The organism is Ruegeria sp. Alg231-54, from assembly GCF_900143525.1.
Classification (GTDB): Bacteria; Pseudomonadota; Alphaproteobacteria; order Rhodobacterales; family Rhodobacteraceae; genus Ruegeria.
In genome coordinates this window covers 667,387-680,834 of record NZ_FREZ01000001.1, presented here as the reverse complement: position 1 = coordinate 680,834, position 13,448 = coordinate 667,387, and the positions used below count along the sequence as shown (strand labels likewise).

Below are 13,448 nucleotides of genomic sequence, written 5' to 3'. Positions count from 1 at the left end.
CGATCCCCTATGGAAAAGGGCGCAGGATTGACCTGCGCCCTTTCCTTGAAACGTTCAACTTTATTTGGTTTCTGCCGCAGTCTCCCGCAGCGCGTCAAGGGACGAGGTTTTTTCAGACCAGATGCCGTTCCACTCCTCAATCGCATCGCCAAAGAATGAGGCGTCAACTTTTTTGTAGGCCTTGCCGGTTCCCTCGATCTGTTCCAGCCACTTCGCTTCGTTGGCAACATAGGCGTCGATGGTGCTGTCGACGTGTTTTGCCATCAATTCACCGATCATTGCGCGGTCTTCTTCGGACAGTCCCGCCCAGACTTTGGCCGAGACCAGCCCGACCATCGGGAACATCATGTGGTCGGATTGAACGATCGTGTCGGCGTGATCGTAGTATTTTAGCACCCAGATCAGTTCAGCATCCATATCAATGGCGTCGACCTGCCCATTGGCAAGCGCGTCATAGACCGCAGGCAGCGGCATCGGCGTCGGAGCAGCTCCGACCGCGTTGTAGAAGTCCAAAATTGGTGTGAACGGAGTGATCCGCAATTTCAGACCGGACAGGTCCTCGGCTGAAGACACATCGCCCCGGCTGACGATCTGGCGCAGTCCGGCCATACCGTAACCTAGGCCTACAACACCTACCTGACCGGGCAGGGGTTCCAGCATCGTTTTGGCGGTATCCGAACGTAGGATGCGCCCCGCGTGGCCGATATCATCCGCGAGATACGGCGCATAAAACGCACCCAGCTCGGGCGCGCGGTTCGATACCTCGGCCACGGTCATGAAGGCCATGTCCAGCGCGCCAGTCTGCAATTGTTGCAGCATCTCTGCCTCGTTGCCCAACTGACGGGCAGGAAATACAGATACGGTATGGGCACCACCGCTGGTTTCGTTCAGTTCGGCCCCAAAGGACTCGGCAGCTTTGGTCCAGATATGCGGAGGTGGCGTGATCAGGCCCAGACGGAATTCATCTGCATGGGCGGCCAGCGATGTCACAGCAAGCGCTGCAGCCGAAGCGGCGATCTTAGCAAAATGTTTCATGTTCTTCCCTGTTGTTTGTTCATCTCAGAGTGTGACCCAGCCCTCTGGCGGCTCTTTTCCCGGGTGCACGGTCTGGCAGTTCGGGCATGTTCGGTCTTCTTCTGATGAATAGAATTTTTCGTAGACCGGCGGCAAGTCCTTGACGATAGACTGCAATTGCATCTCGGCCCGATGAACGCGGGTGCCGCATTCAAAGCAATACCATTCGATCGCGTCCAGCTCGCCTGTCTGCCGTTTGGGTTCGATGACCAATCCGATTGAGCCTTCTTGCGGTCGCTGTGGTGAATGGCGCACATGCGGCGGCAGCAAGAAGATCTCACCTTCGCGGATCGGAACGTCATAGAATTCCTCTCCGTCATACAGTTTCAGCACCATGTCGCCTTCCAGCTGATAGAAGAACTCTTCGACAGGGTCGTCGTGGTAATCTGTCCGTTTGTTCGGCCCGCCAACAACGGTGACCATCAGGTCTGCGTCCTCCCAGACCTGTTGATTGCCGACCGGCGGTTTCAGCAGGTGACGGTGTTCGTCGATCCATTTCTGAAAGTTGAATGCACTTAACTTCGACATGTCCCACTCCCTGTTGGCAGAAGTTTGGCCTGTTTTTTCATAACCGCAAAGAAATTATCCGTATCTAGATATCCGATTTGCTTATATCGATGTGGCTATGGCTTCAGGCCGCTTTCCGCGAACCCTTTGCGGATGATCTCTTTTTCCGCATCCGTCAGTTCAAGCATTGGGGGCCGCACACGCCCTCCGACCTGTCCCAGCAACTCTTGCCAGTATTTTCCAAAAGCGGTGGGCTTGCCTGCAGGTTTGGTTCGCTTCATCGCGTCCCGTACTGGGTTCAGGCTGTCAAACACCTTGCGCGCCTCATCCGCTTTGCCCGCAAAAGCCAGCCGCGTGTATTCATTCATGCGCTGATCGTTCTTGGACTGGATCTGATAGGGCGGGGACGAGCATAGGTACAATTTCCAATCAAGCTCCAGAATATTGTCTAACCATTCATGTTCGGCCGAGGTTGAGACATGGATTTTGTCGCCCACCATATGCGTCAGTTTCACATACATCTCACGCGGGACTGAGTATTTGATCGCCACGATGTTAGGCAGATCCGCAATCCGTGCGCATTCTTCGGGCTGCATCAGGTATCCGCTGTCCGGGTGGCTCCACATCGCGATCCCGATGTCCAACTCATCGCAGAACCGCTTGTAGTACTGGTACAAAACCTCTCCACGATCCTGAACAAAGCTTAGAACAGGGGCATGCAAGACGATATAATCGGCCCCACAATTCTGCGCATGGCGAGCCAGTTCCAGCGCTGTGTCCATGTTCTGATCCGAGACCGAGACAATCACACCGGCTTTGCCCGCGCATTCGTCAACCGCAATCTCAAAGTTGCGCTTGCGCTCATCAAGGCTCATCGAAAAGAACTCGCCCTGTTTGCCTGCCACGAACAGTCCCTGGATATCCAGATCGTCAATCCAGTGCCGGATGTTCGACCGCAGCCCGACCTCATCTAGTGACAAATCATCGTTGAAAGGGTTCAGGGCTGCGGCCCAGATACCGGTCAAGTTCTCGCGCGCATAGGCTTTTGCATCGTGTTTAGAGTAATTCATATCAGGCGGACCTTTTGGTTATCCTGCTAAGAAAGCCCGATCATATCGTCTGATCCAATGCGAAAGCTGGGAATTGGATATCAGAAATTAGAATATCCATAGAATATCAATTTAGGAATCTTTGGCACTGGGTTAAGTTTGCCGCATGAAGATTGGATTGATTGGAAAAGGCGCGATCGCGCAGCATGTCTTGGATGCCATTCAGGCACGAGGGCATCAGGTTCGTGCGGTTCTGGTTCGCGCAAGCAGCGTCTCGCAGGAACCGGATTTATTTGTGAGCTCTGTAAATGATCTCACTTCCAGGGCAAGTCTGGTGATCGACTGCGCGGGCCATCAGGCGTTGGCGGAGTACGGTCCTCAGGTTTTGTCCCGTGGCATTGATATGGTCACCGTATCCATCGGCGCATTGGCAGACCGGCAGGTCGCGGATGCACTGGAGTCCTCCGCTCGCGGCTCGGGGGCCAAGCTGTACCTGGCCAGCGGTGCCATCGGTGCGCTGGATTGTCTTGGTGCGGCTGCGACCGGCAAGTTGGACAAGGTTATCTATGTCGGGCGCAAGCCACCGCGGGGCTGGAAAGGTTCAATGGCTGAGGACAAGTTAGACCTCGAAAATCTCACCAAGACGGAAACGCATTTCAATGGCACGGCTCGCGAGGCCGCGTTGAATTATCCCAAAAACGCAAACGTGGCGGCGGCAGTCGCTTTGGCTGGGCTAGGGTTCGATGACACGCAGGTTCAACTGATTGCGGACCCTTCAGCCAACGGCAACACTCACGAGATCGAGGCCCAAGGCGAATTCGGGCGGTTTCATTTCCAGATCAGCGGGAATTCCCTGCCGGACAATCCACGCAGTTCTGCCCTGGCGGCCATGAGCGTGGTGGCCAAGGTCGAACAGCTTCTGGACCCAATTGTGATCTGACTATGGTGGGACGTCACTCACGCATCGTCGATCGCGCCCTGACCCGGCTGAAACTGCGCCAACTGCGCCTGCTGGTTGCTGTGGGTGCGCATGGCAATATCCAGAACGCAGCACGCGAGCTGGGCATTTCACAACCCGCAGCAACCAAGATGATTCAGGATCTTGAACTGGATTTTGAGGTCAAGCTGTTCAGCCGAACCAATCGGGGCGTGATCCCGACCGTGTTTGGAGAAACCCTGATCCGTCATGGCAAGCTGATCTTTGCGCAGGTCTCGAACGCCGCGCAGGAACTGGACGACCTGAACGAAGGAAATGCGGGCCGCGTTGTGGTAGGCACTTTGCTGGCAGCGTCGACCAGCCTTCTGCCAACGGCTATTGAAATCCTGCTCGCTGACCGTCCGAACGTGGCCATCAAGATTCATGAAGGCACGAACGAAGTCCTGATGCCACGGTTGCTTTCGGGCGAGATCGATATGGTGGTCGGGCGCCTGCCATCCCATCGGCATCGCGATAAGATCAGGCAGGAAAAGCTGTTTGAAGACCGTATTCTGGCGATTGTCGGCAATCAGCATCCTTTGTCCGAACGTCAAAACATCTCGTTCGCGCAGACCAAACCCTTTGGCTGGATTGTGCCACCGCTTGAAACCACGCTGCGGCGTCAGCTTGATCATTTCTTCGTTGGTCAGCAGCAATACGTCCCGCCTGTGATGATCGAATCCGTGTCCTACCTGACCAACCGGGCCCTGTTACAGTCGCGGGATCTGATCGGGCTAATGCCGGCCGAGGTCGTTTCGCAGGACATCGACCATGGCTACTTATCGCCTCTGGATTGGGACGTCCCATTTGGCCAAGGGCCGATTGGCGTCTCGTTTCGGGCAGATACCGATCTTTCGCCCGCCGGTCGGGCCTTCAAATCGGCGCTGCATGAGGCGGCGCGGCGGAAATGAGGTCAGGTATTCGCCAAATTGATATCAGTATTCCCCCAATTCACTTGAAGTAATGCCAGCCTTTGCGTGATTTGAAATGGTCAAACTCGGAGGCAACGGTTTCATGTATCCTGGGCTCAAGCTGTTCATTGCAGGCAAATGGCGCACAGCCAGCCGCGACATTCCGGTTGTGAATCCGGCGACCGAGGATGAAATCGGTCGTCTTCCATGCGCCTCAAGGCAGGATCTGGATGACGCCCTGGAGGCTGCAGTCCGAGGGTTTCGCGTATGGAGTCGCACCTCACCGCGCGAACGTTCCGACACAATCCTGCGCGCTGCTGCGCTGATGCGGGAACGTCAGGAAGAGATTGCCCATGCTATCACCATGGAACACGGCAAGCCGCTGAAGCAGGCCAGGCTTGAGGTTATCCGAGGGGCAGAGTTTTTTGAATGGGACGCGGGCGAGGCGATGCGGACCTATGGGCGGGTCATCCCTGCGGCTCCGGGTCACAAGTTTTCCGTTCATCACCAGCCTATCGGTGTCGTCGCAGCCTTTTCACCCTGGAATTTCCCGATGAGCCAACCGGCGCGCAAAATCGCTGGCGCGCTGGCCTCGGGCTGCTCGATCATCCTGAAGGCGGCCGAGGAAACGCCTGCGGGGGCCATACACATCGCAAAGGCCTTCGAAGATGCGGGTCTGCCTCCGGGTGTGCTGAATCTGGTGTTCGGAGAACCGGCGGAAATTTCCGGCCATCTCATTCCGCAGGATCCAGTCAGGCTCGTGGCTTTCACCGGCTCAACGGCTGTGGGGCGGCATTTGACCACTTTGGCATCGCAACATATGACATCGGTTCTCATGGAACTGGGCGGCCACGCGCCCGTTATTATATGCGAAGATACCGACGTTCAAACCGCTGGGATTTTCAGCGCCGATCGAAAATTGCGCAATTCCGGGCAGGTGTGCACATCGCCCACAAGGTTCTTTGCGCATGAGAGCATCTTTGAAGATTACGCCACAACTTTCGTTGAACGCGCTGCGGCAACCGTTGTCGGAAACGGCATGGACGAAAATGTGGAAATGGGGCCTCTGGCAAATGACCGGCGGGTGCCTGCACTGACCGAATTGGTGGAAGACGCCCGTGAAAAGGGCGCGACGGTTGCCACGGGTGGCGCCAAACATGGCGACAAAGGGTACTTCTTTCAGCCTACCGTTCTGATGAACGTGCCGGAAAACGCCAGAATCATGCAGGAGGAACCCTTCGGTCCGGTGGCTGTGATCAATCCGGTATCCTCACTGGATGACGCCATCGATAAGGCAAATTCGGTTCCTTTTGGGCTGGCCGGATACGCGTTTACAAATCGTGCGGACTACATCGATCGGCTGATTGACGAGGTTGAGGTTGGTAACCTGTCGATCAACACGCTGGAGGCGTCTATGCCCGAAACCCCCTTTGGTGGGGTAAAATCCAGCGGTTATGGTCGCGAAGGCGGCACCGAGGGCCTCGACAATTACATGGTCGTAAAAAACGTATGGCATTCTGCCAAAATTACCTGAGAATCGGGACATCCGACAAAAGCGGTTTTTCTACGGCGCCAGAAGTTTTCGGTAGAGCGTATCGATAAAAGGTTCGGCCCCCTCAAACGGGTCTTCGTCGCCCAGAATTGCGCGAACCTGAACGTCGAAATCCGCGTAATGTTGTGTCAACGCCCAGATTGAGAAAATCAGGTGATAGGGGTGCAGGCGCGCGATTTTGCCCTGATCCATCCACCGCGTGAGAATCTCCGTTTTCTCATCCACCAGCGTTTTAAGATCATTGGACAACGACTCGTGAATACGCGGTGCTCCCTGGACCAGTTCGTTGGCAAACAAGCGGCTTTCGCGTTGTAAGTCCCGGCTCATCTGCAGTTTGCGTCGGATATAGGCTAGGATTTCCTCCATCGGATCCCCATCCGCGTCCAAATCATGCAGTGGGGCCAGCCAGATCTCTAGCAGGCCTGACAGCAGCGCTGTGTGGATCGCCTCTTTCGACGGGAAATAATACAGCAGGTTCGGTTTGCTCAGCCCGGCCTCGGTGGCGATTTGATCTACGGTCGCCCCACGGAAACCATGCGCCGAAAACACGTTCAGCGCGGCCTCGAGAATCGCGGCTCGGTTCTTTTTCTGAATTCGGGTCGGGGCGCGGTCTTTGGGCATGTTTCCTGACTGTCTCTTTTTCCGCCAAGCGGGCACCAAATATGCCGAATTTTCCGGCGGCACCATGCAATTTCTTGACTGATGTCGAACCCGTGATAGCGTGAGTTTGACCAGATGGTCAAATCAAGACACCAAAAGCGAGCCAAATCGCAAGCAACAGGGAAGAACAAGATGGCAGCTCCGGCGCAAAACCTCAGGATCAATGGCGACAGACTTTGGGACAGCCTGATGGAGATGGCCAAGATCGGCCCCGGTGTTGCGGGCGGCAACAACCGCCAAACCCTAACGGATGAAGACGCAGAAGGGCGCGCATTGTTTCAAAAGTGGTGCGAAGACGCCGGTTGCACCATGGGTTTGGATCAGATGGGCAATATGTTTGCCCGTCGCGAAGGGACTGATCCGGATGCGTTGCCGGTCTATGTCGGCTCGCATCTGGACACCCAACCAACCGGCGGCAAGTATGACGGTGTGCTGGGTGTATTGGGCGGGCTGGAGATCATCCGCACGCTCAATGATTTAGACATCAAGACCAAACACCCGGTCGTTGCGACCAATTGGACCAACGAAGAGGGTACACGTTATGCGCCGGCGATGCTGTCTTCTGGCGTATTTGCCGGGATGCACACGCAGGACTGGGCCTATGACCGCGAAGATGCCGAGGGCAAGACGTTCGGCGATGAGCTAAAGCGCATTGGCTGGCGGGGAGACGAAGAGGTCGGTGCCCGCAAGATGCATGCCTTCTTTGAATTGCACATCGAACAGGGGCCGATCCTTGAGGCCGAGGGCAAGGACATTGGCGTTGTAACGCACGGGCAGGGGCTAAGTTGGACGCAGATCACCGTGACAGGCAAAGATGCACATACTGGATCTACTCCGATGCCGATGCGCAAAAACGCGGGTCTGGCGATGGGGCGTATCCTTGAGAAAGTGGATGAGATCGCGTGGTCCCATGCGCCCCATGCCGTCGGTGCTGTTGGGCATATTGATGTGTTCCCGAATTCTCGCAACGTGATTCCCGGTAGGGCGGTGTTCACGGTCGATTTCCGCTCGCCGGATTTGGCGGTCATCACAGATATGGAAAACTGTTTGCGCGTTGTGGCTGAGGATATCGTGGAAGAGATGGGCCTTCAGATCGAATTCGAAAAGGTCGGCGGGTTTGACCCGGTGAAGTTCGACGATCGCTGCGTCGAGGCGGTTCGGGACGCGGCAGAACGGCTGGGATATTCGCACACCGATATCATCTCAGGGGCGGGGCACGATGCCTGTTGGATCAACCGGGTGGCCCCGACGGCCATGGTCATGTGCCCTTGCGTTGACGGGTTGAGCCACAACGAGGCGGAAGAGATCAGCAAGGACTGGGCCGCAGCCGGGGCGGATGTTCTGTTTCATGCGGTCGTCGAAACGGCCGAGATTGTGGAATAAGGGGGCGCTGCCCCCGTCGCCTGATGGGCGACACCCTCGGGATATATTTGGCCAGATCAAGCAAGCGGCGCAGACCGCGTCAGGGAGATTAGAATGAGCACTGTTATCAAGAACGGAACCGTTGTGACCGCCGACTTGTCTTACAAGTCGGATGTCATGGTCGAAGATGGCGTCATCACCGAGATCGGGATGGATCTGAAGGGTGACAAGGAATTGGACGCCACGGGATGTTACGTCATGCCGGGTGGAATTGATCCGCATACCCATCTGGAGATGCCGTTTATGGGCACCTATTCCAGCGATGATTTCGAAAGCGGTACGCGGGCTGCGCTGGCGGGCGGCACCACGATGGTGGTCGATTTTGCGCTACCGAACCCTGGGGAAAGCCTGTTGGACGCGTTGAAACGCTGGGACAACAAATCCACCCGCGCCAATTGTGACTATTCGTTCCACATGGCCGTGACCTGGTGGGGAGAGCAGGTGTTCGATGACATCAAAACGGTGATCGAGACTCGGGGTATCAACACGTTCAAGCACTTCATGGCCTACAAAGGCGCGTTGATGGTGAATGATGACGAACTGTTCTCGTCGTTCAAGCGTCTGTCCGAACTGGGCGGCATCGCTATGGTTCACGCCGAGAACGGCGATGTGGTGGCGGAACTCAGTGCCAAACTGCTGGCCGAGGGGAACAACGGCCCCGAGGCGCACGCCTATTCCCGCCCGCCGCAGGTAGAAGGCGAGGCGACCAACCGCGCCATTATGATTGCTGATATGGCGGGCGTGCCGCTTTATGTGGTGCATACGTCCTGCGAGGATGCGCATGAGGCGATCCGGCGGGCCAAATTGCAGGGCAAGCGGGTCTGGGGCGAACCCCTGATCCAGCACCTGACGCTGGATGAAAGCGAGTATTTCAACCAGGATTGGGATCATGCGGCGCGTCGGGTTATGAGCCCTCCGTTCCGAAACAAACAGCATCAGGACAGTTTGTGGAATGGCCTGCAATCGGGATCGTTGAGCGTTGTGGCAACAGACCATTGTGCATTTACCACCGAACAAAAGCGCTATGGTGTGGGCGACTTTACCAAGATCCCCAATGGCACCGGTGGGCTTGAAGATCGGATGCCGATGCTGTGGACCCATGGGGTGAACACCGGGCGTTTGACACCGAACGAATTTGTGGCTGTGACTTCAACGAATATCGCCAAGATATTGAATTGTTATCCGAAAAAAGGCGCTGTTCTGGTTGGCGCTGATGCGGATCTGGTGGTTTGGGATCCTGAAAAGTCCAAGACGATCAGTGCCGATGCACAGCAATCCTCGATCGACTACAATGTATTCGAGGGCAAAGAGGTCAAAGGCCTTCCGCGCTTTACCCTTACTCGCGGGCACGTGGCTGTGCATGATGGGGAAATCCGCACGCAGGAAGGCCACGGCGATTTCGTTGCACGTGAGGCCAATACCACTGTGAACAAAGCGCTGAGCACCTGGAAAGAGCTGACCGCGCCTCGGCCGGTTGAACGGACGGGCATCCCGGCGACGGGCGTATGATGCGTGCGGGCCACAATTCATGCGGCCCAAAATCAAATCTTTTCAAGGCTATGGAATGAATACTGAAAGCACTACCCAGCCCGTTATCGAGGCAAGGCAGCTGGATCTGACCTTCCAAACCAATGACGGACCAATCCACGCGTTGAAAGACGTGAACCTGACGGTCGACAAGGGTGAATTTGTCAGTTTCATCGGCCCCTCAGGCTGCGGAAAAACCACCTTTTTGCGCTGTATCGCTGCACTTGAAACACCGACCGGAGGAACCCTGACAGTCAATGGCATGACCCCGGATGAGGCGCGGCGGAACCGGGCCTATGGCTATGTGTTTCAGGCGGCGGGGCTGTATCCTTGGCGCACCATCGCCAAGAACATCAAGCTGCCGCTTGAGATCATGGGATATTCGACCACCGAGCAGAATGAACGCGTGAGAAGCGTTCTGGAACTTGTTGATCTTGAAGGGTTCGGGGGGAAGTTTCCATGGCAGTTGTCCGGGGGCATGCAGCAGCGCGCCAGTATTGCGCGGGCGTTGGCATTTGATGCCGATATCCTGCTGATGGACGAACCTTTTGGGGCGCTGGACGAGATCGTGCGCGATCACCTGAACGAACAGCTTTTGGCGCTGTGGGCACGTACGGAAAAGACCATTGGTTTTGTCACGCACTCGATCCCCGAGGCGGTGTATCTGAGCACGAAGATCGTCGTGATGAGCCCGCGGCCAGGGCGAATTACGGATGTGATCGATAGCCCGCTGCCGAAAGAACGTCCATTGGACATCCGCGACACGCCTGAGTTCATCGAAGTGGCTCATCGTGTGCGCGAGGGTCTACGGGCGGGGCATGCGGACGATGAATGATGGGTTCAAAGCTTTCTGGGCAGTTCTGACCGTTCTCGCGGTGATCGTCGTCTTTTGGTATGCGGCCTGCATTCCAATGAACATCAAAGGTGTTTTGACGGAACAGGAGCGTGCAGGGGCCGAAGTTCAGCCACCTTCGGCTAAAGATCGTCGGGATATGTCCGAATTCGGACTGGTGTTGAATAACAGCTTTGCCATCCCCGCCACGTGGGAGCAGGACCGGCCCCGCCTGCCGGCGCCGCATCAGGTCGCCGTCGAGATGTGGGAGACCACTGTACAGAAAAAAATCACCTCGAAACGGTCACTTATCTATCATGGCTGGGTCACGCTAAGCGCAACGATTCTGGGCTTTGTGATCGGTACTGGATTGGGTGTTCTGCTGGCTGTCGGGATCGTGCACAGCCGCGTCATGGACCTGTCGGTGATGCCATGGGCCATCGTCAGCCAGACGATTCCCATCATCGCTTTGGCGCCAATGATTATCGTGGTGCTGTACTCGGTGGGCATTCAGGGGATCATCCCCAAGGCGGTAATCTCGGCCTATTTGAGTTTCTTCCCTGTGGTTGTCGGTATGGTGAAAGGGCTTCGCAGCCCGGATGCAATGCAACTGGACCTGCTGCGCACTTACAGCGCCAGCCGGTCGCAGGGGTTCTGGAAGCTGCGCTTGCCCGCATCGATGCCGTATCTGTTTACGTCGCTGAAGATCGGCATTGCGGCTTCGCTGGTCGGTGCCATCGTTGGTGAATTGCCAACAGGGGCGGTGGCCGGTTTGGGTGCGCGTCTACTGGCAGGCAGCTACTATGGACAAACCGTGCAGATCTGGTCTGCCTTGTTTGCAGCGGCCATTCTGGCGGCTTGCCTGGTCGGGTTGCTGGGGCTTGTAGAACGGAAGGTCCTGAAAAGAATGGGGATGGCGCAATGATACTAGTGCTGTTTGCAATCGTCGTTTGGGTCCTGGGTTGGTGGCTGAATAGCCGTCTGGCCAGCGGGCCTTATGCGGACACGCGCATCGTGCGATTTCTGGCTCCGTTCATATTTGGCGTAACGATCATTGTCATTTGGGAGCTACTGGTCAGAGGGCTAGACGTGTCTTTGGTCATACTGCCGGCGCCATCCGTAATTGCGGTACGCTTTGCCAATAGCCTGCCGATCCTGTGGGAGGATTTCGTTCAGACCATCATAAAGGGCGCGTTCAGCGGGTACATCATTGGGTGCTTCGCCGCATTCCTGATGGCAATTGCGGTGGATCGCTGGGATTTCCTCCGACTTGGGTTGCTGCCCGTTGGGAACTTTGTCGCAGCGCTGCCAATTGTCGGGACCGCACCTATCCTGGTGATGTGGTTCGGGTTCGACTGGCACTCCAAAGCCGCTGTTGTCGTGGTGATGGTGTTCTTCCCAATGCTGGTCAACACCGTGGCTGGTCTGCGTGAGGCCACGGCCATGCAGCGCGACCTGATGGAGACCTATGCGGCCACCTATTGGCAGAGCTTCCTGAAGCTGCGATTGCCCGCTGCGATGCCCTTTATCTTCAACGGCTTAAAGATTTCTACCACCCTGGCGTTGATCGGCGCTATCGTGGCAGAGTTCTTTGGCTCGCCCACGCTTGGCATGGGCTTTCGGATATCCACCAGCGTGGGGCAATTGTCGCTGGACATGGTCTGGGCCGAGATTGTGGTGGCCGCTTTGGCCGGAACCGCATTTTATGGTCTTGTCGCAATGATCGAAAAGGCGGTGACCTTCTGGCACCCGTCGCAACGTGGATAAAACAATAATTCAACAGACCCCAAAAGGGGCACCAACAGCAACTAGGAGATATGAAGATGAATAAGCTACTCAGCGGGGCGATAGCCGCCTTTAGTCTGGCCGCCAGTTCGGCTTTCGCTGCGGATGAGGTGACATTGCAACTGAAGTGGGTCACGCAGGCTCAGTTCGCGGGCTACTATGTTGCCAAGGACAAGGGGTTCTACGAGGAAGAGGGACTGGACGTCACTATTCTGCCCGGCGGACCAGACATTGCACCGACGCAGGTGATCGCAGGTGGCGGCGCTGACGTGACCGTCGAATGGATGCCCGCCGCGCTGGCTGCACGCGAAAAGGGTTTGCCTTTGGTCAATATCGCGCAGCCGTTCAAAAGCTCGGGTATGATGCTGACCTGCTGGAAAGATGCCGGGATCGAGGCACCCGAAGACCTTAAGAACCGCACGCTGGGCGTTTGGTTTTTTGGCAACGAGTTCCCATTCATGAGCTGGATGAGCCAACTGGGGATCGACACGGGTGGCAAAAGCGAAAGCGGTGTGGAAGTTCTGAAGCAAGGCTTCAACGTCGACCCGCTGCTGCAGCGTCAGGCCGATTGCATCAGCACCATGACCTATAACGAATATTGGCAGGTCATCGATTCCGGCGTCAACCCGGATGAGCTGGTGACCTTCAAGTACGAAGATCAGGGTGTCGCGACATTGGAGGACGGCCTTTACGTGCTGGAGGAGAACCTTGGGGACGCAGCGTTTGTCGACAAGATGGAACGCTTCGTTCGCGCCTCGATGAAGGGTTGGAAATACGCCGAGGAACACCCGGATGAGGCGGCCGATATCGTGCTGGAAAACGATGAGACCGGCGCCCAAACCGAAGAGCATCAGAAACGCATGATGGGCGAGATCGCCAAGCTGACCTCAGGTTCGAACGGTTCGCTGGACCCTGCCGATTTTGAGCGCACCGTTGCCACCCTGCTGGCGGGCGGTTCCGATCCTGTGATCACCAAGCAGCCAGACGGCGCTTGGACGCACCAGATCACGGATGCGGCGCTGAACTGATCCGCTTCGCACTGACTGAAAAGGCGCGGTCCCAAACGGGGCCGCGTTTCCTGTTTCTTATGTCGGAAATGTGTCTGTACTTGAGATCGAAATGGCGTAGAATTCTATGAATAACAGCGCATTTC

At 56.4% G+C, this 13,448-nt stretch carries 13 protein-coding genes; 9 read left to right on the top strand and 4 right to left on the bottom strand.

Features of this window, described 5'->3' with window-relative positions:
* Positions 1 to 60 precede the first annotated feature (60 nt).
* The 3 genes from DHN12_RS03390 to DHN12_RS03380 form a co-directional block, all read right to left on the bottom strand.
* Positions 61 to 1,035, bottom strand: a complete 975-nt coding sequence (locus DHN12_RS03390; RefSeq protein ID WP_108858863.1) for a TRAP transporter substrate-binding protein — start codon at positions 1,033 to 1,035, stop codon at positions 61 to 63.
* A 24-nt stretch (positions 1,036 to 1,059) separates the two neighbouring features.
* Positions 1,060 to 1,602, bottom strand: coding sequence for a 3-hydroxyanthranilate 3,4-dioxygenase (locus tag DHN12_RS03385; RefSeq protein WP_058273852.1), 543 nt, complete (start codon positions 1,600 to 1,602; stop codon positions 1,060 to 1,062).
* Positions 1,603 to 1,697: 95 nt separating this feature from the next.
* Positions 1,698 to 2,651 carry a dihydrodipicolinate synthase family protein gene (locus DHN12_RS03380; RefSeq protein WP_108858862.1) on the bottom strand — a complete coding sequence of 318 codons (954 nt, stop codon included), beginning with the start codon at positions 2,649 to 2,651 and terminating at the stop codon, positions 1,698 to 1,700.
* A 145-nt stretch (positions 2,652 to 2,796) separates the two neighbouring features.
* On the opposite strand from DHN12_RS03380, the gene DHN12_RS03375 reads away from it, so the two are divergent.
* The 3 genes from DHN12_RS03375 (at position 2,797) to DHN12_RS03365 (ending at position 6,051) form a co-directional block, all read left to right on the top strand.
* Positions 2,797 to 3,570: an aspartate dehydrogenase gene (locus DHN12_RS03375; protein WP_108858861.1), complete on the top strand. Its 774-nt coding sequence runs from the start codon at positions 2,797 to 2,799 to the stop codon at positions 3,568 to 3,570.
* 2 nt (positions 3,571 to 3,572) lie between these two features.
* A complete protein-coding gene (locus DHN12_RS03370) occupies positions 3,573 to 4,517 on the top strand; it encodes a LysR substrate-binding domain-containing protein (RefSeq protein WP_108858860.1) in 945 nt (314 codons plus the stop codon).
* A 76-nt stretch (positions 4,518 to 4,593) separates the two neighbouring features.
* On the top strand, positions 4,594 to 6,051 hold the full coding sequence (locus DHN12_RS03365) for an NAD-dependent succinate-semialdehyde dehydrogenase (protein ID WP_234416534.1): 1,458 nt from the start codon (positions 4,594 to 4,596) through the stop codon (positions 6,049 to 6,051).
* Between the two features lie 30 nt (positions 6,052 to 6,081).
* Here the strand turns inward: DHN12_RS03365 and DHN12_RS03360 are convergent, their stop codons facing one another.
* Positions 6,082 to 6,690 carry a TetR family transcriptional regulator C-terminal domain-containing protein gene (locus DHN12_RS03360; protein WP_108859100.1) on the bottom strand — a complete coding sequence of 203 codons (609 nt, stop codon included), beginning with the start codon at positions 6,688 to 6,690 and terminating at the stop codon, positions 6,082 to 6,084.
* Positions 6,691 to 6,861: 171 nt separating this feature from the next.
* Here DHN12_RS03360 and DHN12_RS03355 point away from each other — a divergent pair, with 171 nt between their 5' ends.
* The 6 genes from DHN12_RS03355 (at position 6,862) to DHN12_RS03330 (ending at position 13,323) form a co-directional block, all read left to right on the top strand.
* Positions 6,862 to 8,112, top strand: coding sequence for a Zn-dependent hydrolase (locus DHN12_RS03355; protein WP_108858859.1), 1,251 nt, complete (start codon positions 6,862 to 6,864; stop codon positions 8,110 to 8,112).
* Positions 8,113 to 8,205: 93 nt separating this feature from the next.
* A complete protein-coding gene (hydA, locus tag DHN12_RS03350; protein ID WP_108858858.1) occupies positions 8,206 to 9,660 on the top strand; it encodes a dihydropyrimidinase in 1,455 nt (484 codons plus the stop codon).
* 55 nt (positions 9,661 to 9,715) lie between these two features.
* On the top strand, positions 9,716 to 10,513 hold the full coding sequence (locus DHN12_RS03345; protein ID WP_108859099.1) for an ABC transporter ATP-binding protein: 798 nt from the start codon (positions 9,716 to 9,718) through the stop codon (positions 10,511 to 10,513).
* Positions 10,506 to 11,435 carry an ABC transporter permease gene (locus tag DHN12_RS03340; RefSeq protein ID WP_108858857.1) on the top strand — a complete coding sequence of 310 codons (930 nt, stop codon included), beginning with the start codon at positions 10,506 to 10,508 and terminating at the stop codon, positions 11,433 to 11,435. Before DHN12_RS03345 ends, DHN12_RS03340 begins: the two co-directional genes overlap by 8 nt.
* The gene (locus tag DHN12_RS03335; RefSeq protein WP_108858856.1) at positions 11,432 to 12,277 is read left to right on the top strand and encodes an ABC transporter permease; all 846 of its coding nucleotides are present in this window, start codon (positions 11,432 to 11,434) and stop codon (positions 12,275 to 12,277) included. The genes DHN12_RS03340 and DHN12_RS03335 overlap by 4 nt, the downstream gene beginning before the upstream one ends.
* Before the next feature lie 56 nt (positions 12,278 to 12,333).
* Positions 12,334 to 13,323, top strand: coding sequence for an ABC transporter substrate-binding protein (locus tag DHN12_RS03330; protein WP_108859098.1), 990 nt, complete (start codon positions 12,334 to 12,336; stop codon positions 13,321 to 13,323).
* Positions 13,324 to 13,448: the final 125 nt, after the last annotated feature.

Excerpts from the sequence above, each read along its gene's own strand:
- DHN12_RS03375 (WP_108858861.1), top strand. The coding sequence starts at position 2,797 with ATGAAGATTGGATTGATTGGAAAAGGCGCGATCGCGCAGCATGTCTTG.
- DHN12_RS03385 (WP_058273852.1), bottom strand. The coding sequence starts at position 1,602 with ATGTCGAAGTTAAGTGCATTCAACTTTCAGAAATGGATCGACGAACAC.
- DHN12_RS03370 (WP_108858860.1), top strand. The coding sequence starts at position 3,573 with ATGGTGGGACGTCACTCACGCATCGTCGATCGCGCCCTGACCCGGCTG.
- DHN12_RS03340 (WP_108858857.1), top strand. The coding sequence starts at position 10,506 with ATGAATGATGGGTTCAAAGCTTTCTGGGCAGTTCTGACCGTTCTCGCG.
- hydA (WP_108858858.1), top strand. The coding sequence starts at position 8,206 with ATGAGCACTGTTATCAAGAACGGAACCGTTGTGACCGCCGACTTGTCT.
- DHN12_RS03335 (WP_108858856.1), top strand. The coding sequence starts at position 11,432 with ATGATACTAGTGCTGTTTGCAATCGTCGTTTGGGTCCTGGGTTGGTGG.
- DHN12_RS03380 (WP_108858862.1), bottom strand. The coding sequence starts at position 2,651 with ATGAATTACTCTAAACACGATGCAAAAGCCTATGCGCGCGAGAACTTG.
- DHN12_RS03330 (WP_108859098.1), top strand. The coding sequence starts at position 12,334 with ATGAATAAGCTACTCAGCGGGGCGATAGCCGCCTTTAGTCTGGCCGCC.
- DHN12_RS03355 (WP_108858859.1), top strand. The coding sequence starts at position 6,862 with ATGGCAGCTCCGGCGCAAAACCTCAGGATCAATGGCGACAGACTTTGG.
- DHN12_RS03390 (WP_108858863.1), bottom strand. The coding sequence starts at position 1,035 with ATGAAACATTTTGCTAAGATCGCCGCTTCGGCTGCAGCGCTTGCTGTG.
- DHN12_RS03360 (WP_108859100.1), bottom strand. The coding sequence starts at position 6,690 with ATGCCCAAAGACCGCGCCCCGACCCGAATTCAGAAAAAGAACCGAGCC.
- DHN12_RS03345 (WP_108859099.1), top strand. The coding sequence starts at position 9,716 with ATGAATACTGAAAGCACTACCCAGCCCGTTATCGAGGCAAGGCAGCTG.
- DHN12_RS03365 (WP_234416534.1), top strand. The coding sequence starts at position 4,594 with ATGGTCAAACTCGGAGGCAACGGTTTCATGTATCCTGGGCTCAAGCTG.